Origin of the sequence: Streptomyces sp. NPDC088707 (genome assembly GCF_044752725.1) — a bacterium.
Lineage (GTDB): Bacteria > Actinomycetota > Actinomycetes > Streptomycetales > Streptomycetaceae > Streptomyces.
This window is the reverse complement of sequence record NZ_JBIVLV010000014.1, coordinates 1-18093: the sequence shown is the minus strand read 5'-3', so window position 1 is coordinate 18093 and position 18093 is coordinate 1. Positions and strand designations below refer to the sequence as shown.

At 72.1% G+C, this 18093-nt stretch carries 18 protein-coding genes; 5 read left to right on the top strand and 13 right to left on the bottom strand.

All coding sequences use genetic code 11. The features are described from left to right. Positions 1–14: 14 nt before the first annotated feature. The 7 genes from ACIP84_RS33190 to ACIP84_RS33160 form a co-directional block, all read right to left on the bottom strand. Positions 15–854 (bottom strand): DUF1932 domain-containing protein, encoded by an 840-nt coding sequence (locus ACIP84_RS33190; protein ID WP_401803036.1) that lies wholly within the window; start codon positions 852–854, stop codon positions 15–17. 72 nt (positions 855–926) lie between these two features. Next, positions 927–1808, bottom strand: coding sequence for a zinc-binding dehydrogenase (locus ACIP84_RS33185; RefSeq protein WP_401803033.1), 882 nt, complete (start codon positions 1806–1808; stop codon positions 927–929). Positions 1809–1945: 137 nt separating this feature from the next. Further along, entirely contained in the window at positions 1946–3301 is a 1356-nt protein-coding gene (locus ACIP84_RS33180) for a hypothetical protein (protein ID WP_401803031.1), read from the bottom strand. A gap of 41 nt (positions 3302–3342) precedes the next feature. Continuing rightward, entirely contained in the window at positions 3343–4959 is a 1617-nt protein-coding gene (cimA, locus tag ACIP84_RS33175) for a citramalate synthase (RefSeq protein WP_401803030.1), read from the bottom strand. Between the two features lie 398 nt (positions 4960–5357). After that, positions 5358–6707 carry an MFS transporter gene (locus ACIP84_RS33170; RefSeq protein ID WP_401803028.1) on the bottom strand — a complete coding sequence of 450 codons (1350 nt, stop codon included), beginning with the start codon at positions 6705–6707 and terminating at the stop codon, positions 5358–5360. 131 nt (positions 6708–6838) lie between these two features. Next, complete coding sequence (locus ACIP84_RS33165; protein ID WP_229312696.1) at positions 6839–7384, bottom strand: TetR/AcrR family transcriptional regulator; 546 nt, start codon at positions 7382–7384, stop codon at positions 6839–6841. Positions 7385–7530: 146 nt separating this feature from the next. Further along, positions 7531–8547: an agmatine/peptidylarginine deiminase gene (locus ACIP84_RS33160; protein ID WP_401803026.1), complete on the bottom strand. Its 1017-nt coding sequence runs from the start codon at positions 8545–8547 to the stop codon at positions 7531–7533. A 197-nt stretch (positions 8548–8744) separates the two neighbouring features. On the opposite strand from ACIP84_RS33160, the gene ACIP84_RS33155 reads away from it, so the two are divergent. Continuing rightward, complete coding sequence (locus ACIP84_RS33155) at positions 8745–10166, top strand: cytosine permease (protein WP_401803024.1); 1422 nt, start codon at positions 8745–8747, stop codon at positions 10164–10166. A 3-nt stretch (positions 10167–10169) separates the two neighbouring features. Here ACIP84_RS33155 and ACIP84_RS33150 read toward each other — a convergent pair whose 3' ends face one another. The 4 genes from ACIP84_RS33150 to ACIP84_RS33135 all read right to left on the bottom strand — a co-directional run bounded on the left by ACIP84_RS33150 (position 10170) and on the right by ACIP84_RS33135 (position 13911). Then, positions 10170–11258: a branched-chain amino acid aminotransferase gene (locus ACIP84_RS33150; RefSeq protein ID WP_355969371.1), complete on the bottom strand. Its 1089-nt coding sequence runs from the start codon at positions 11256–11258 to the stop codon at positions 10170–10172. A gap of 260 nt (positions 11259–11518) precedes the next feature. Then, entirely contained in the window at positions 11519–12559 is a 1041-nt protein-coding gene (locus tag ACIP84_RS33145; protein WP_355969374.1) for a 3-isopropylmalate dehydrogenase, read from the bottom strand. A gap of 80 nt (positions 12560–12639) precedes the next feature. Then, entirely contained in the window at positions 12640–12771 is a 132-nt protein-coding gene (locus tag ACIP84_RS33140; protein ID WP_260461862.1) for a hypothetical protein, read from the bottom strand. A 240-nt stretch (positions 12772–13011) separates the two neighbouring features. Continuing rightward, the gene (locus ACIP84_RS33135) at positions 13012–13911 is read right to left on the bottom strand and encodes a LysR family transcriptional regulator (RefSeq protein ID WP_401803020.1); all 900 of its coding nucleotides are present in this window, start codon (positions 13909–13911) and stop codon (positions 13012–13014) included. A 101-nt stretch (positions 13912–14012) separates the two neighbouring features. On the opposite strand from ACIP84_RS33135, the gene ACIP84_RS33130 reads away from it, so the two are divergent. From ACIP84_RS33130 to ACIP84_RS33120, 3 genes are read left to right on the top strand one after another with little or no spacing between them, the layout of a single operon-like run. Next, entirely contained in the window at positions 14013–15017 is a 1005-nt protein-coding gene (locus ACIP84_RS33130; protein WP_401803019.1) for a zinc-binding dehydrogenase, read from the top strand. Between the two features lie 55 nt (positions 15018–15072). After that, a complete protein-coding gene (locus ACIP84_RS33125; RefSeq protein ID WP_030320291.1) occupies positions 15073–15414 on the top strand; it encodes a PadR family transcriptional regulator in 342 nt (113 codons plus the stop codon). Then, positions 15411–16154: a hypothetical protein gene (locus ACIP84_RS33120; protein ID WP_401803017.1), complete on the top strand. Its 744-nt coding sequence runs from the start codon at positions 15411–15413 to the stop codon at positions 16152–16154. The genes ACIP84_RS33125 and ACIP84_RS33120 overlap by 4 nt, the downstream gene beginning before the upstream one ends. A 7-nt stretch (positions 16155–16161) precedes the next feature. On the opposite strand, the gene ACIP84_RS33115 is transcribed toward ACIP84_RS33120, so the two are convergent. Beyond that, the gene (locus tag ACIP84_RS33115) at positions 16162–16698 is read right to left on the bottom strand and encodes a GNAT family N-acetyltransferase (RefSeq protein WP_401803015.1); all 537 of its coding nucleotides are present in this window, start codon (positions 16696–16698) and stop codon (positions 16162–16164) included. A gap of 111 nt (positions 16699–16809) precedes the next feature. On the opposite strand from ACIP84_RS33115, the gene ACIP84_RS33110 reads away from it, so the two are divergent. Then, the gene (locus tag ACIP84_RS33110) at positions 16810–17703 is read left to right on the top strand and encodes an alpha/beta fold hydrolase (protein WP_401803012.1); all 894 of its coding nucleotides are present in this window, start codon (positions 16810–16812) and stop codon (positions 17701–17703) included. Here ACIP84_RS33110 and ACIP84_RS33105 read toward each other — a convergent pair. Then, on the bottom strand, positions 17693–17929 hold the full coding sequence (locus ACIP84_RS33105) for a hypothetical protein (RefSeq protein ID WP_355969392.1): 237 nt from the start codon (positions 17927–17929) through the stop codon (positions 17693–17695). The genes ACIP84_RS33110 and ACIP84_RS33105 overlap by 11 nt on opposite strands. Positions 17930–18093 lie beyond the last annotated feature (164 nt).

Here is an 18093-nt window from a genome sequence, read left to right as displayed (position 1 = left end):
CGCCATCGGCGCCCTCAGGTCCCGGCGTCCCTCAGAGCCCTCAGTGCCTCGGTGACGTCGAGCGGCCGTTCGCCCTCCGGCGACCACCGCTCGAGGGTCTCCGCCGCCGCGCGCACGGTGTCGGCGGGCAGGCCCACGGAGGTCAGGAGGTCGGCGGCATCCGCCAGGTCGGGGGCCCATCGCCACGCGCGGGCCGCGGTCTTCGGAATGTAGTCGGTCTCCACGAGGTAGCTGCGCGTGCGCCGGCCGGCCACGTCGAGGAGTTCGTCCGTGACTCCGTAGGCGTCGGCGGCGCCGTACGCCAGTGCGGCGACCACCCGGGAGGTCTTCTGGTAGGCCGAGTAGATCAACTTGAGTACGGAGGCCTGGCCGATCTCCTCACCCACCACTCGGGCCTCGACATCGGTCCCCTCGAAGAGTCCGGCGACGTGCCCGGCCGCCGTACTCGGACCCGACAGGTACAGCAGCGGTGACTTGCCGCCCACGGGCGGGGAGCCCACGACGGCGCCGTCCACCACCGTCGCGGGCCTCATCCTGGCCGCGATGGCCGCCACCCGTTCGGGTGCGAGGGGGTTCGCCTCGACGAACACAGCCCCCTCCGCGAGGCCATGGGCCATGACGCGTTCCGCGACCTCCTCCGCACCGCCCGGTGCGCAGAGGGACAGGACGATGTCGGACCGGCGCACCGCCTCCCCGAGCGGTGCTCCTTCCAGGCCTGCCTCGTCCGCCCGGCGGCGCGTGGCGCCGCTCCGTCCCTCGGGACACCAGAGGACGGTGACGCCCCGCGCACGGAGTTGAGCGCCGACGGCGGCTCCCATGCTGCCGGGGTGCAGAAGTGTGACGACGGGAGCCATGAGATCTCTCCAGGGTACGAAGGTGCCGTCGCGGGCCGGATCGGGGCGGGCCGTGCCGAGGCCTGCCGCCGGTCAGACGACCACAGCGACCTTGAGTCTTCCGGGAACACGTCGGGCGTAGAGCTCGTACGCGTCGGGGGCAGCGTCGAACGGGACGGTGTGCGTGATCAGCCCGGCCAGGAAATCCGTGTGGAGCTCGACGAGGGCCTTCGCCTTGGTGAGGTACTCCCGCCACGGCGGTCCGACCGAGCCCACGAGCGCGACGTTCCGGCGGAACGCCTCCTCCAGCGGCAGCACCGTCCCCGGCCCCGGCACGCCCATGACCAGAACGGTGCCCCTGGGCCGGACGAGCCGGATCGCGTCGGTGACGGTGTCCTGACCGTGGCCCACGATCTCGACCACGATGTCCGGGGCCTCGCCTAGATCGGCGGCGGCCAGCCCGGCCGATGCGATGTCGAAATGGCGCTCCGAGCCCCAGGCACCGGCCTCGGTCTCGGGGACGGGATCGACGGTGGACACATCGGCGCCCCGCAGCCTCAGCAGCCAGGCCGTCAGGTGTCCCAAGGCTCCGAAGCCGATGATCAGGACCGACTTGCCGGATAGGTCACCGAGGCGTTCGACGGCGTAGATCACGGTGGAGAGTGGCTGCACGATCGCGGCGACGGCCGGCGGTACGCGGTCCGGGACGACGACAGCCGCCTCGTCCGACGCGACGAACATCTCCTGGACGCCCCTGTCGTCCTGCGGAATGCCGACGATCCTGCTGCCGACCGGCAGGCGGTCGCTGCGGCTCAGCACCACCCGCCCCACCGCCTCGTGGAGTGGGAACCCGGGACCGGCCGGGAAGCCGGACCACTCCGAGCCGTCCCAGCGCGGGATGTCACTGCCGCAGACGACCCCGGCCTCCAGCCGCACCAGGGCGTTGCCGGCTCCGATGTCCTGTGCTCCGGGCACCCGAAGAACGACCGGCTCGAACGTCCGCGGTGCCGTCAGCCGATGTGCTCTGTAAGCGGACACACGGCCCCCTCCCCCGTTGAGCGGCATTGTCACAGGGAGCCTACCGGCGTGCCTGCCGTCGCGGTCCGGTCAGATCAGAACCCGCCCCCGCCGTCGAAGCCGCCGCCCCCGCCGAAGTCGCCGCCTCCGAAGCCGCCGCCTCCGTCGCCGAAGCCGCTGCCGCCGAAGTCGCCGGAGTCGAAGTCGGCGCCGGAGAAGTCGCCGCCCTGGAAGTCGCCGCCGCCGTACTCGGCCGCGTAGGCCGGGGTGGAGAGCATCGAGCCGAGGACGGTGCCCAGGAGGAGGCCGGGGAGGATGCCGCCGCCGAAGTAGCCGCCGGCCCAGGGGCCGTAAGCCGGGCCTGCCTCCCAGTAGGGGCGGCGGACGCCGTCCGCGTCGACCGTGCGGGCCATCGGGTCCAGGCCGTCGTCGAGGCGGGACGCGTCGGCGGCGCAGACCGGGACCTGACGGGCGGTGCCGCCGGTCGGGGTCCAGGTGCGGTCCTCGGTGGAGGGGCCGTGGCGCGGGTCGAAGAAGCAGGGGGCGCGGCGCTCGGGGAGGGGCCGGGACTCGCGGCGGGCGGCCAGGACGGCGAGCGAGTAGCGGCCGTCCTCCAGGGCCTCGGTGACCGCGCGGACGTCATGGGGCCGGCCGGCGGAGGCCATCAGGGACTTCGCCTTGTCGTACGAGTCGAGGGAGCGTTCGTAGTCGCCGCGCATGGCGTCGTCGGCGCCCGCTTCGGCGGGGTGGAAGTCGAGGCGTTCGAGTTCCTCGCCGAAGGCGGTGATGTCCTCGTCGACGACGACCCGGAGCTTGTCGAGGGCGGCGCGCTCCTCTGCCTCCTTGCGGAGCCGGTTGCGGCGGACGACGGCGTAGGCGCCCGCGCCTCCGGCGGCCACCACGGCGCCGAGGGTCACGAGGCCGGCGACCGGCACGCCGTCGTCGGTGCCGGCGGAGCCCCAGCTCGCGGGGGCGGAGCCGCGCAGGGTGGGCAGGGCCTGGTCGACGAAGTTGTCGAGCTCGGTGGCCGCGTCGACGCCCGGCTGGCGTACGGAGGTGACGAGGTTCCGTACGGCCTGTCCGGACATGACGGCGCGGTCGGCGCCCGCGTCGAAGCCGTCGCCGAGGCGGACCGCGTACAGGCCGGTGATGCCGGTCTGGGTCCGCAGGTTCGCGAGGAGGTCCTTCGGCGGGAACTGCGCGTTCGCGGGCAGGACCGCCACGAAGAGCGGCTTGTCCGCGTCCTTGATCTTCTGGGCGAGGGCGTCCGCCTCGGACTTCGACAGCTGGTCGGCGGCGCCCGGGTCGACGTACACCGGGCCCTGTTTCAGGGCGGCGGCCGCGTCGGGGATCCCCGTGGCCCTGGCGCCCGCGGAGGGGGCCAGGGACAGGAGCAGCAGCAGTATCAGCCCGCCGAGGGCCGACAGGAGGGGAAGCGGCCTGGTCCTCATGGTTCGACGCTACCCGAAGCACGACAAACAAGACATAGAGGCTATTCGGCGGGGTCGATCCCGGCCCGCAGCACTCCGTAGGTGAAGGCGTCCTCCAGGGCCTGCCAGGAGGCGGCGATGACGTTCTCGCCGACGCCGACCGTCGACCACTCGCCGTTGCCGTCGCTGGTGGTGATCAGGACGCGGGTGGTGGACTCGGTGCCGTGGCGGCCCTCCAGGATGCGGACCTTGTAGTCGACCAGCTCGAACTTGGCGAGCTGCGGGTAGATCCGCTCCAAAGCGAGGCGCATCGCGCGGTCGAGGGCGTTGACGGGGCCGTTGCCCTCGGCGGTGGCGACGATCCGCTCGCCCTTGGCCCAGAGCTTCACGGTCGCCTCGTTGGCGTGGGTGCCGTCGGGACGGTCCTCGACGATCGCGCGCCAGGACTCCGTACGGAAGTAGCGGCGGGCCCGTCCCTCGACCTCCTCCCGGAGGAGCAGCTCGAAGGAGGCGTCGGCGGCCTCGTAGGTGTAGCCCTGGAGCTCGCGCTCCTTGACCCGCTCGACGACCCGGGCCACCAGCGCGCGGTCGTCGCCCAGGTCGACGCCGAGCTCCTTGCCCTTGAGCTCGATGGAGGCCCGGCCGGCCATGTCGGAGACCAGCATCCGCATGGTGTTGCCGACCAGCTCGGGGTCGATGTGCTGGTAGAGGTCGGGGTCGACCTTGATCGCGGAGGCGTGGAGCCCGGCCTTGTGCGCGAAGGCGGAGACGCCGACGTACGGCTGGTGGGTGGAGGGGGTGAGGTTGACGACCTCGGCGATGGCGTGCGAGATCCGGGTCATCTCGGCGAGGGCGCCGTCGGGCAGCACCTTCTTGCCGTACTTGAGCTCCAGGGCCGCGACGACGGGGAAGAGGTTGGCGTTGCCGACCCGCTCGCCGTAGCCGTTGGCGGTGCACTGGACGTGGGTGGCACCGGCGTCGACGGCGGCCAGCGTGTTGGCGACGGCGCAGCCGGTGTCGTCCTGGGCGTGGATGCCGAGGCGGGCGCCGGTGTCGGCGAGGACGGTGGCGACGACGGCCTGGATCTGGGCGGGGAGCATGCCGCCGTTGGTGTCGCAGAGGATGACGACGTCGGCGCCGGCCTCGTACGCGGCGCGGACGACGGCCTTGGCGTAGTCGGGGTTGGCCTTGTAGCCGTCGAAGAAGTGCTCGCAGTCGACGAAGACGCGGCGGCCCTGGGAGACCAGGTGGGAGACGGTGTCGCGGACCATCGCCAGGTTCTCGTCGAGGGTGGTGCGCAGCGCGAGCTCGACGTGCCGGTCGTGCGACTTGGCGACGAGCGTGACGACCGGGGCGCCGGAGTCGAGGAGGGCCTTGACCTGCGGGTCGGCGGCGGCGTCGCCGCCCGGTCTGCGGGTGGCGCCGAAGGCGACGAGCTGCGCGTTCTTGAACGCGATCTCCTGGCGGGCGCGGGCGAAGAACTCCGTGTCGCGCGGGTTGGCTCCGGGCCAGCCGCCCTCGATGAAGCCGACGCCGAACTCGTCGAGGTGCCGGGCGATGGTCAGCTTGTCCGCGACGGTGAGGTTGATGCCTTCACGCTGCGCCCCGTCGCGCAGCGTCGTGTCGAAGACATGGAAGCTGTCGTCGAGGCGCTGGCTCTCGGCGTTCTCCGTGGTCATGACTGTGATGGCTCCTGTCGGATGTGGCTCCGGAAGGTCTGGATCCACTTGCCCCCATTCTCACGCGACGTCCGCTTCCGGCGTGGGTGGGGCCGGAAAACGAAAAAACCCCTCGCGGGTGCGAGAGGTCTGCGCGCGGGTCTGAGGCACGGTGTCCACTGCCGCGGGGGTCGTGCCGCGATTCAGTGGCCACTGCGGACCGGCGCGCTGCTGCCGATAATCATCGTGGTAGCAAGCACGCCGGAAGTCTGACACAGGTGACGGCCCGGCGGGACGGGGGTCTCACGATACGGGCAGCGGTGCGGCGCCCCGGCCGGCCGCGCGGCACCGGCCGGGCCGTGCGGCGCCCCGGCCCGCCCGCCCGACAGGCGCCGCCGCCCGGGAGACCCGCCCCGCCCTCAGTACACCGGCAGCCGCTCCGGAGAGCCGCCCGCCTGCCCGCGCTTCTGGCCGGGCACTGCGGCGCCGTCCGTCCCGACCCGGCCCAGGTCGATGTCCCTGGTCTCCCGCATCGTGAGGTAGACGACCAGGGAGACGGCCGCACAGCCCGCCACGTACCAGTAGAAGCCCGACTCGACGCCCGCGTCCTTGAACCAGAGGGCCACGTACTCGGCGGTGCCGCCGAAGAGCGCGTTGGCGATGGCGTACGGCAGGGCGACGCCGAGGGCACGGATGCCGGTGGGGAAGAGCTCGGCCTTCACACAGGCGTTGATGGAGGTGTAGCCGGTGATGACGACGAGCGCCAGCAGGGAGAGCCCGAGGGCCGGCCAGAAGGAGCCCGCGTGCTTCAGCATCGTCAGGATCGGCACGGTGAGGACCGTGGACCCCACCGCGAAGGTGATCAGCAGCGGGCGGCGGCCGATGCGGTCGGAGAGCCGGCCGGCCAGCGGCTGGAGGCAGGCGAAGACGATGAGGGCGCAGAAGGAGACCAGGGTCGCGGTCTGCTTGGGGAGGCCGGCGGAGTTGGAGAGGTACTTGGTGAGGTAGGTGGTGTACGTGTAGTACGCCACGGTCCCGCCCATGGTGAGCGCGACGACGAGGAAGGCCTCGCGCCGGTGCGCCCACAGGGCCTTGAGGGTGCCCTTCTGCTCGCTCGCGACCCCGTCGTCGGCGGTGGTCTCGTACACCTCCGTCTCCAGCATCGTGCGGCGCAGGTAGAAGACGACGGCCGCGCCGAGGGCGCCGAGGACGAACGGGATGCGCCAGCCCCAGCTGTGCAGGGCCTCGCTGGACAGGGTGTGCTGGAGGACGAGCAGCAGGCCGAGGCCGAGGATCTGGCCCGCGGTCATCGACACGTACTGGAAGCTGGAGGCGAAGCCGCGGTGCTCCGGGGCGGAGGCCTCGGTGAGGTAGGTGGCGCTCGCGGCGTACTCGCCGCCGACGGAGAGCCCCTGGAGGAGGCGGGCGATCAGGAGGACGGCGGCGCCGCCGTAACCGGCGACCGCATAGGTGGGCGCGACCGCGATGAGGAGCGCGGAGGCGGACATCAGGGTGACGGTGAGGGTGAGGGCCGCCTTGCGGCCCTTGCGGTCGCCGACCCGGCCGAGGAGCCAGCCGCCGACGGGCCGCATGAAGAAGCCGACGGCGAAGATGCCGGCGGTGTTCATGAGTTTGGCGGTGTCGTTGCCCTCGGGGAAGAAGGCCCCCGCGAAGTAGGTGGCGAAGCTCGCGTACACGAACCAGTCGAACCACTCGACCATGTTGCCGGCGGAGCCGACCCAGATCTTCTTCCAGTGCTCTCGTCCCATGGACCGGAACCGTGCCGGAGGTGACGCCGGGGCAACAAGGGCGTAGCGGACAACGATCCCGTGTACTTACGTGCGTTGCGGTCACGGCACGGGGCGGGCGCGGGTCCGGCACCGGGACCGCCCGTGTGCGGCTACGGTCGCGCCAGCAGGTCCTGCTCGATGAACTCGCGTACGTGTGCCAGGACTTGCTCCCGGCCGGTGCCGGGCACACCCACCGCGACGTGCACGCTGAAGCCGTCCAGGAGCGCCCTCGTGCGGGTGGCGAAGCGGTCCGGGTCGACGGCCCGGAACTCCCCGCGCGAGACGCCCTCGGCCAGGATCGCGACCAGGTCCCGGTGCCAGGCGCCCTCGATGGCGGCCTGGCGGATCCGGGCGTCGGCGTCGGCGTTCTGGGACCGGTTCCAGACCTCCAGCCACAGGATCCAGTGCGGATCGCGCGGGCCGTCGGGCACGTACACGTCGACATATCCGTCGAGCCGCTCGCGCGCGGTCCCGGGCCGGGACAGCAGCGCGCTCCGCTCGGCGCCGAGGCGCCCCTCGCTCCACTCCAGGGTCTGCAGCAGCAGCTCGTCCTTGGTGCGGAAGTAGTAGAGCAGGTGCCCGCTGCTCATCCCGACCTGCCGCCCGAGGCCGGCCATGGTCAGGCCGTCGAGCCCCCGCTCGGCGATGGTCCCCATGGCGGCGGCGAGCAGCTCCTCGCGGGGAGGAGCGGCCTGGTTGCGCCGGCGGGGCGGGGGGGCCGGGGCGAGGGAGCCGGAGGGGCGGGAGGGGTCGGAGGGGTCCATACGGGTCACTCGTACGTTCTACCTCATCCCTCCCCGCCTCAGACCCTCGGCTGCTGCTGGGTGATGCAGTGGATGCCGCCCCCACCTGCGAAGATCGTGCGCGCGTCGACCAGTACGACCTCGCGTTCCGGGAAGAGGCGGCGGAAGATCTCGGCCGCCAGTTCGTCGTGCGGGTCGTCGAAGGCGCAGAGGACCACGCCGTCGTTGCACAGGTAGTGGTTGATGTACGAGTAGTCGACCCAGTCGCCCTCCTCGTCCTTGAGGACGGTCGGGGCCGGGATCTCGACGACCTCCAGGGGGCGGCCCTGGGCGTCGGTCTGGCCGCGCAGGATGTTCACGTACATCCGGGAGCGCTCGTAGTCGGGGTGGGCCGGGTCCTGCTGGCTGTGGACGAGGACCGTGCCGGGGCGGGCGAAGGCGGCGACGATGTCGACGTGGCCCTGGGTGCCGTAGAGGCCGTAGTCGCCGCTGAGGCCGTGCGGGAGCCAGATCGCCTTCGTCGTGCCGAGCCTGGCGTGGATCTCGGCCTCGACCTGCTCGCGGGTCCAGCCGGGGTTGCGGCCGGAGCCGAGCTGGACGGTGTCGGTCAGCAGGACCGTGCCCTCGCCGTCGACGTGGATCGCGCCGCCCTCGTTCACCAGGGGCGAGGAGAGGACGGGGACGCCCGCCGCGTCCGCGACATGGCGGGCGATCTTCGAGTCGTGCTCCCAGCGGGCCCAGTCCTGGCCGCCCCAGCCGTTGAACACCCAGTCCACGGCGGCCAGTTCGGTGCCGTTGGTGACGAAGGTCGGGCCGATGTCCCGCATCCACGCGTCGTCGAGGTCCCGCTCGACCAGATCGACGTCCTCGCCGACGAGGGCGCGGGCGGACTCGGTGTCGCCGGGCGCCACCACCATCGTGACCGGCTCGAAGCGGCGTACGGCGCGGGCCACGGACGCCCAGGCCGTGCGGGCCTCGGCCAGCTCGTCGGCGTTGGTGAAGGTGGGGTTGGGGCTGGGCCAGGCCATCCAGGTGCGCTCGTGCGGCATCCACTCGGCGGGCATGCGGTAGGTCATGGTGACAGGTCCTAGGAACTGGAGGAACTCGCGGAACGGGAGGGGTCGAGGCGCGGGACACCCGCTGTTTGAGTAACACTCTAAATGTTGAGTGTCTTTCTTCCAAGCATTGACTCGGGGTACAGGCACAGGCCACATTGAGCGTCACTCTAAAAGTGCTCGCCGCAGCCCGCCGCTCCCGTCCCCCAGGAGTCCCCATGCCGATAGAACAGCGCGGAGTCGACACCGTCCCCGAGGCCGAACGCACCAGCGGTCCCCGGGACCTCGTCGCGATCCTCCTCGGGTCCAACCTCTGCCTGGGGGTGATCGTCTTCGGCTGGCTCCCGGTCTCCTTCGGACTCGGGCTCTGGGCCTCGGTGACCTCCGTCGTCACCGGCACCCTCGTCGGCGTCGCGGTCACCGCCCCGCTGGCCCTGGTGTCGCTCCGTACCGCCACCAACCTCTCCACCTCCTCCGGCGCCTTCTTCGGCGTACGGGGCCGGCTGGTCGGCTCGGTGGTCGGGCTGCTGCTCTCCCTCGGGTACACCGCGCTGACCCTGTGGATCGGCGGCGACGTCATGGTGGGGACGCTCGCCCGGCTGGTCGGACTGCCGACCGGCGGTGCCACACACGCCGTCGTCTACGCGCTGCTCGCCGCCGGCACCGCGGTCGCCGCGGTGTACGGCTACCGGCTGCTGCTCAAGCTGAGCAAGGCGCTCGCCGTCGTCATGACCGTGCTGCTGGCCCTCGGACTCCTCGCGTACGCCGGGGACTTCACGACGGCGGCGGTGCCGGACACCCCGTACCTGCTCGGCTCGTTCTGGCCGACCTGGCTGCTCTCGGCGGTGGCGGCGGGGCTCAGCGGACCGGTCGCCTTCATCACCCTGCTCGGCGACTACACCCGGTACGTCTCGCCGGAGCGGCACAGCTCCCGCTCCGTCTGGCGGGCCACCTGTCTCGGCCTGGTCGTCGGACTGCTGGTCCCCCAGCTCTTCGGCACGTTCACGGCGCTCGCCGCCCGCGGCGGGCTGGACTACGCGGGACCGCTGGTCGCCGCCTCGCCCGTCTGGTACCTGGTCCCGCTGCTCGTCGCGGCCACCGCCGGCTCCGTCGGCAACGCCGGCCTGATGCTGTACTCGATGGGCCTCGACCTGGACGCGATCCTGCCCCGCGCCACCCGGGCCCGCGCCACGCTCGTGGTCGCGGCGGTGGCGACGGCCTTCGTCTTCCTCGGCCACTTCGCCTCGGACGCCCAGTCGGCGATGACCTCGTTCGTGCTGCTCCTCACGGCGATCGGCACACCCTGGGCGGTGATCACCCTGATCGGCCATGTCCGCTGCCGGGGCTCGTACGACCCGGAGGCACTCCAGGTCTACAACCGGCGCTCGCGCGGCGGGATCTACTGGTTCTCGGCGGGCTGGCATCCGCGCGCCACCGCCTCCTGGGCGATCGGCGCCGCGGTCGGCCTCGCCGCCGTGTCGACGCCGATGTACGAGGGACCGCTGCTGGCCCTGACGGGCGGGATCGACTGCAGCTTCGTGCTGTCGGGGCTCGTGGGCGGCACGCTGTACGCGGTCCTGACGCCGAACAGGGCTCCCGGGACCGTGGCGGCCCCGGAAGCCCTGGCACAGGCGGAGTAGGTACTAGCCCAGCTCGTGCATCCAGCCGTGGACGTCCTCGGCCCTGCCGGTCTGGACGGCGAGCAGCGCGTCGCGCAGCTTCATCGTGACCTCGCCGGGCTCGCCGCCGGACTGCCGCCACTCGCCCCGCTCGGACTTGACCGTGCCGACCGGGGTGATCACGGCGGCGGTGCCGCAGGCGAAGACCTCGGTCAGGGTGCCGTTCGCGCTGTCGGCCTGCCACTGGTCGATGGAGACGCGGCCCTCCTCCGGCTCCAGACCGAGGTCCGCCGCCAGCTTGAGCAGCGAGTCACGGGTGATGCCGGCGAGGAGCGAACCGGTGAGGGTGGGGGTGACGAGCTTGTTGCCGTACACGAAGTACAGGTTCATGCCGCCGAGTTCCTCGACCCACTTGTGCTCCACCGCGTCGAGGTAGGCGACCTGGTCGCAGCCCTTCGCGGCGGCCTCGGCCTGCGCGAGCAGCGAGGCCGCGTAGTTGCCGCCGGTCTTGGCGTCGCCGACGCCGCCGGGGACGGCGCGGACGCGGTTCTCCGAGAGCCAGATGGAGACGGGCTTCACGCCGCCGGGGAAGTACGGGCCGGCCGGGGAGGCGATGACGACGAAGAGGTACTCGTTGGCCGGGCGGACGCCCAGGCCGACCTCGGTCGCGATCATGAACGGGCGCAGGTAGAGCGAGGCCTCGCCGCCGTGTGCCGGGACCCACGCCTTGTCCTGCTGGACGAGGACGTCACAGGCCTCGACGAAGGTCTCGACGGGCAGCTCGGGCATGGCGAGCCGGCGGGCGGAGGCCTGGAAGCGGCGGGCGTTGGCGTCGGGGCGGAAGCTGGCGACCGAGCCGTCGGGACGGCGGTAGGCCTTCAGGCCCTCGAAGATCTCCTGCGCGTAGTGCAGGACGTTGGTCGCCGGGTCCAGGGAGAGCGGACCGTACGGCACGAGCTGGGCGTCGTGCCAGCCCCGGCCCTCGGTCCACCGGATGGTGACCATGTGGTCGGTGAAGTGGCGGCCGAATCCCGGGTTGGCCAGGATCGCCTCGCGCTCCGCGGCGGACAGCGGGCTGGAGGAGGGCTTGAGCTCGATCGTGGGCGTCGTCATGAGTGCGTGTCCTTCACCGGTTGTGTGGGTAGGACCGCGCGCGCACGCCACTGTCGGAGACTGCTTCGTCCCTGACGAGGTGGACGTCCGAGCATGCCCGCATGGCACGGCCCCACGTCCGATTATCGCTCGCGGGGACCGGTGCGGGAAACGGGTGAACGCGGTCCTGGGTTCGATGGGGGCACCCGGGGCCGCGCAGAGGTCAGCCGCCGGGCGCTGTGGCGACCCGGCGGCTGCTGAGGGATGTCAGTCCGGCCGGGTCAGCTGGCTACTCGCGCGGCGAGCGCGTCGCCGATCTCGTCCGTCGTGCGGACGCTGTCGCCGCGCTCGGTGAGGTCGGCCGCGACGGCCTCCTCGACCCGGGCGGCCTCGGTCTCGTAGCCGAGGTGGCGCAGCAGGAGCGCGACGGAGAGGACGGTGGCCGTGGGGTCGGCCTTGCCCTGACCCGCGATGTCCGGCGCGGAGCCGTGGACCGGCTCGAACATGGACGGGAACGCGCCGCTCGGGTTGATGTTGCCCGAGGCGGCCACGCCGATGCCGCCGGAGACGGCCGCGGCGAGGTCGGTGATGATGTCGCCGAAGAGGTTGTCGGTGACGATCACGTCGAAGCGGGCCGGGTCGGTGACGAGGAAGATCGTCGCGGCGTCGACGTGCAGGTAGTCGGTGGTGACCTCGGGGAACTCGGCGGCGACCTTGTTGAAGGTGTCCGTCCAGAGGTGACCGGCGAAGGTCAGCACGTTGTTCTTGTGGACCAGCGTGAGCTTCTTGCGCGGGCGGGCCTGGGCACGGGCGAAGGCGTCACGGACGACCCGCTCGACACCGAAGGCGGTGTTGACCGAGACCTCGGTGGCGACCTCGTGCGGGGTGCCCTTGCGGATGGTGCCGCCGTTGCCGGTGTACGGGCCCTCGGTGCCCTCGCGGACCACGACGAAGTCGATCTCGGGCTGCCCGGCGAGCGGGGTGGCGACGCCGGGGAGCAGCTTCGAGGGACGCAGGTTCACGTGGTGGTCGAAGGCGAAGCGGAGCTTCAGGAGGAAGCCGCGCTCCAGGACGCCGGAGGGCACCGACGGGTCGCCGATGGCGCCGAGCAGGATGGCGTCGTGCTTCTTGAGGGAGTCGAGGTCGGCGTCGGTGAGGGTCTCACCGGTGGCGTGGTAGCGCGTGGCGCCGAAGTCGTACTCCTCGGTCTCCAGCTTCACGTCCTGGGGAAGGACGGCCGCGAGGATCTTGAGGCCCTGGGCCACGACCTCCTGGCCGATGCCGTCGCCGGGAATGACTGCGAGATTGATGCTGTGAGACATGTCGGCACCCTACTCTCCGTCCCATCGTCTGACACGTCACGTCCATCATGTGGACGAACCGCCATCCGGGTGACGGCGTGTCAGTGGCCGGTGGAGCCGCCGTTGTCACGGCGGTCGAGGGCGCGCTGGAGGGCGGCGGCGGCGTTCTGGCGGGCCTCGTCGCTGGGACGGTTGGCCGAGTGGCGGACGCGGCGGGCGGTCTGAGTTGCCATGAGGGATCGACTCCTTGAGATCAGTGGTGATCCGAAGTGCGGAGATCAGTGGTGATCGAAGGTGCCGGCAGGGGCGGGGAGCGCCGCCGCAGGGGTTGCCTGCTCAGGGGCGTCGCGCTCTCGACCGCCATTCGCTGATGAAGCGAGACGTTCGGCTTCTACAAAGCTAGGGCAGGTCCTCTCATCTGTCTCCACAATTACTCGGACTTCCTACTATCTGAGACGGCGTGGGACAGCGCGTCAGCCCGCGATGGCCCGCAGCTCCCGGATCAGGGCCCGTACGGCGAGGGAGGCGGCCAGTTCCGGGGTGGTGACATAGCCGACCGAACGGGTCGGGCGCTCCGGGCCGAGATCGGTGATCTCGACCGAGGGCGGTGCTCCGACCAGGGACAGCTCCGGCATGACCGCCATCCCGAAACCGGTGCTCACCATCGAGAGCACCGCTCCGTCGTCCTCGGCCTGGACCGTCGCCGGCGGCAGCCACTCCTGTCCGGCCCACCACTCACGCGTGTACGAGGTGCAGTTCTCCGTCCAGTCGATGAGCGGGAGCGACCGGGGCGCCGGATGCCCCGCCGGGTGCACCAGCGCGTACCCCTCCTCCACCAGGACGCCGCCGACCAGCTCGGGCGGGACAGGTGAGCTCGTGCCGAGCGTGGCGATCCCGAGGTCGGCCCGCCCGTCCAGCACCTCACCGGCCGTGCCGCGCCCCACCTCCCGTACGATCCGCACCTCGGGCACGATCCCCGGATGCCGTTCCGTCAGGCGTCCCAGGGCGCGGGGCAGCAGGTGGAGCGCCGCGCTGCGGAAGGCCGCGATCCGCAGCGGCCCCGCGAGGACCCCGGCCTCCGCGCCGCATCCGGCGCCCGCCCCCGCCGCCGCGCCACGCACCTCGGAGCCCATCACGTCCAGGAGCCGCAGGACCCGCCGCGCGTACCCGAGGGCCCGCTCCCCGGCTGGTGTCGGGGTGGCGCCGGACCGCCCACGGTCGAAGAGGACCGCGCCCAGCCTGCGTTCGCTCCCCCGCACCGAGTGGGAGACGGCGGACTGCGTCATCCCGAGCGCGACGGCGGCGGCCGAGAAGCCGCCCTCGCTCGCGACGGCGACGAGGACACGCAGCTCGCGCGGCGCGAGATCGGCCATGAGGGCTCCCACCTGTGTCTATGAGCGACTTTCATGGATGAGCCGCGACCATCGACGCTACCCCCTGCCCGCCCGCCGGATTCCTCCCTACGGTCTGCGGCATGACGAACGACACCATGATCACCGTCCGGCAGACCGCCCGTCCGACCGGTTTCCCCACCCCCGACCTGTTCGCCTTCGTCGAGTCCCCGGTCCCCGCGCCGGAGCCCGGCACCGCCCTCGTCGAGAACCTCCTGTGGTCGGTCGACCCGTACCACCGCGAGGCGATGGACTCCGACGAGATCTGGACCCTGGACTCCCCCATGGAGGGCCGCACCCTGGGCCGGGTCCTCGACTCCCGCGACCCCGCGCTGCGGCCGGGCGACCTGGTCCTGCACCGCCGGGGCTGGCGGACCCACGCCGTGGTGTCCCCGGCCGAGGCCCGCAAGGTCCCGGACCTCGGCCCCGGCGTCCCGCTCGCCGCGCATCTGAGCCTGCTCGGCGGTACGGGCCTGTCGGCCTTCGTGGGCCTGACCCGGATCGCGCGGCTCCAGCCGGGCGAGGACCTGTTCGTGTCGGCGGCGGCGGGCGGGGTGGGCACGGCGGCGGGCCGGCTCGCCCGGCTGCTGGGCGCGGGACGGCTGGTGGGCAGCGCGGGTTCGGCGCGGAAGGTGGCGTACCTGACGGAGGAGATCGGCTTCGACGCGGCCTTCGACTACCACGGTGGCCCGGTTCCCGAGCTGCTCGCGAAGGCGGCGCCGGAGGGGCTCGACGCGGTGCTCGACGGGGTGGGAGGCGGCCATCTGGAGGCGGCGATCGGCGCGCTGCGCCCGTTCGGGCGGATCGCCTGGGTCGGCGCGGTGAGCCAGTACCACTCGCTCTCGGCTCCCCCGCCGGCCCCGCGCAACCTCTTCGACGTGGTCGGCAAGAGCATCCGGCTGGAGGGCTTCCTGGTCCGCGACCACGCGGACGCCCTCGACGAGCTGTACGACCTGGCCGTCCCGCGCCTGCGCGAGGGTTCGCTGCCCCTGGACGTGACGGTGGTAGAGGGCTTCGAGCACATCGTGAGCGCGTTCCTGGGGATGCTGCGCGGCGAGAACCTGGGGAAGATGCTGGTCGCGCGGTGAGATCGACCTCCCTATCTAGTTTGCGTTCCTACCTAGCTGGTGCTGCAATACACCCATGGCCGCAGACCGCAGATCCAGCTGGCTCAAGGGCGTCCTCGACCTGCTCGTCCTCTCCCGCCTGACCGACGGCGAGAGCTACGGGTACGAGATCGCCAAGGCGCTCGCCGAGGCGGGCCTCGGCGAGATCAAGGGCGGGACGCTCTATCCCGTACTGAACCGCTTGGAGGAAGCCGGTCTGGTGGAGGCCGAGTTCCGCGCCGCCGAGCGCGGCCCGGGACGCCGCTACTACCGGCTCACCGAGCGGGGGCGCGAGCACCTCGCCACCGAAAGCCGCGACTGGCTGCGCTTCCACCGCGCCGTCGAGACCACGCTCCACCCAGGGGGAACCACCGCATGACCACGGAATCCGACCGCTACTTCACCGAGCTCGCCGACGCGCTGCGCACCACGGGCGTGCCGGCGGAGCAGATCGCCGCCACCGTCGAGGACCTGCGCGGACACCTCTCCGGGACCGGGACGCGCCCGGAGGAGGAGTTCGGGCCGGCCGCCGCCTTCGCCGCTCAGCTCGGCGGGCTCGCGCCGCTGCCGGGCGAGCCGGGCGGGAGGGCGGAGAGCTGGACCTGGACGGCGGACCTCTTCAACGACCGCCGGATGCTCGCCGTCCACGGTGACCAGGGCTGGGAGGTGGAGTCCCTGGACTCCCTCGGCCGGTTCGTCTGCCGCCGCTCCGCGACGGCGGCGCTGCGCTGGGAGTACCGCCGCGAGATCATCGGCGCCCGGCGCCGCGCCAAGGTCCTGGCCGAGCTGGAGCCCGAGGGCTGGGAGCTGTGCGGCGAGTGGCTGGTGTACGGCTACTTCAAGCGGCCGCGCGCGGCGACGGCGGGCCCGGCGGGCGCCCTGGACGCCCGGCCGGCCGCCCCGCTCCGGCACCTGTTCCTGAGCCGCCGGGGCAAGGCGCTGCTCGCGGTGTGGCTCGTGGTGGTCGGCGGCGCGATGGCGGCGGCCTTCGTCGGGACGCTCGGCACGGGCGGGCTCGCGATCACCATCGCCCTCGCCTCCATGGTCTTCGCCCTGGTCACCTCCCAGCTGGAGACGGCCAAGGGGCAGGTGGACCGGGACCGCGCGACGTCGTCCTGACCCTTCCTCACATCACGTCGCCGTCCCGCCAGTCGAAGACGAGCGCCGCGGCCGGATCGGGCAGCGCCCGGCCGGCCGCCGGACGCAGGAAGACGTACCCCTCCTCCTCCGGGAGGTGGACGATCCCTTCGGGCCCGACGGCTTCGAGGCGGCCTTCCCAGACCTGCCAGCCACGCGCCCGGTAGAGCGCGGCGCCGGCGTCCGAGGCGCCGAGCGCCCCGAAGACGTACGCCCCGTCGATGACCCGCTCAAGCTCGGCCATGACGGCCCCGCCGAGCCCCCGGCGCCTGAGGTCGGCGCGGACGGCGACGCCTTCGACGTACCCGACGCGGTGCGAACGCCCGCGGTGGAGAGCCCGGCGCATGACGACGGCGCCGTGGGCGGCGATGCCCCCCTCGTCCTCGATCCAGGCGTGGACGCCGCCGAGCGTGTGGTCCCAGTCGTCGTCGGAGAAGTCGCCGTCGAAGGCGGTGTCGAGCAACTCGCGTACGGAGCGGAGCCGGTCGGCCCCGAGTGCATGGGTGGGCGCGGTCCTCACGGTCATGCGCCCAGACTCGCACACCCCCACTTCTAACCTTTGTACATCCATTGACAGGTTAGCCCGCGCCTGCTTGAGTCGTTTCGTAACCACTGACGCGCACTTAAGGGGTTAGAGATGACGAGCACCGTACTGCCGACCCACCACCGCACCGTCACGGTCCGCGGCCACGAGATCGCCTACCGCGAGGCGGGCCCGGCCGACGCCCCCGTCCTCCTGCTGCTGCACGGCTTCCCCACCAGCTCGCACATGTTCCGCGACCTGATCCCGCGGCTCGCCGACTCCTACCGCCTGATCGCCCCCGACCATCTGGGCTTCGGCCGCAGCGCCGCTCCCGACGCCGCCGACTTCGACTACACCTTCGCCGAACTAGCCGCGCTCACCGCCGAGTTCACGGAGGCACTGGGCCTGGACCGGTTCGCGCTCTACATCCAGGACTACGGCTCCCCCATCGGCCTGCGCCTCGCCCTCGCCCACCCGGAGCGGATCACCGCGATCATCAGCCAGAACGGCAACGCGTACGAGGAGGGCCTCGGCGCCGAGGCCTGGGCGCCGGTCCTCGCCCTGATCGAGGAGCGCACCCCCGAGACGGAGGAGCCGGTGCGCGCCATCCGCTCCCTCGACGGCATCCGCTGGCAGTACGAGACGGGCGTACCGGCCGAATACCGCGACCTTCTCGACCCCGGCGCCTGGCACCACGACGCCGCCCTGATGGCCCGCGAGGGCCAGGACGGGATCCAGCTCGGCCTGATCGCCGACTACGGCTCCAACTTCGCCCTCTACCCGGCCTTCCAGGAGTACTTCCGCACCAGCCGGGTCCCGCTCCTCGCGGTCTGGGGCGAAGGCGACCAGGTCTTCGTCCCGGCGGGTGCCGAGGCCTTCCGCCGCGACCTCCCGGACGCCGAGATCCACCTGCTCCCCACGGGCCACTTCGCCCTGGAGACCCACGCGCCGGCGATCGCCGCCCTGATCGGCGACTTCCTCGCGCGGCGCGTTCCGGTCAGGCCGTAGCCTTCTCCAGATCGCGGGCCATGCGCTCCACCCAGTCGGTGAAGCCCTCCCGATGGCGGCCGTCACCCTGGAGCAGGAGCGCCACCTGTGCGTCCGTGAGCCGGTCGGGTCCCGGCCCGGTCAGCAGCCGGTGCAGCTCCTTCATCAGGGACATCATCCGCAGCGCGTCGAGGTGCTCGATCGCGTCGACCCCGTGCCCGGGGCCGAGTGTCGTCGAACCGGGCATGTCGTGCCTCCTCACCGATCCCCCTCCCAGCAGCGTAAGCCCCCCGCATGAGAACCGCCCCCGTCCTCGGTTGGGGGACAGTGCTCCTAAAGGGGCAGAGGGGCCCATTCAGCGGAGCGGGACGACGTCTGCGGGGCGGGCCCGCAGGTCTTCGGGGCTCCAGT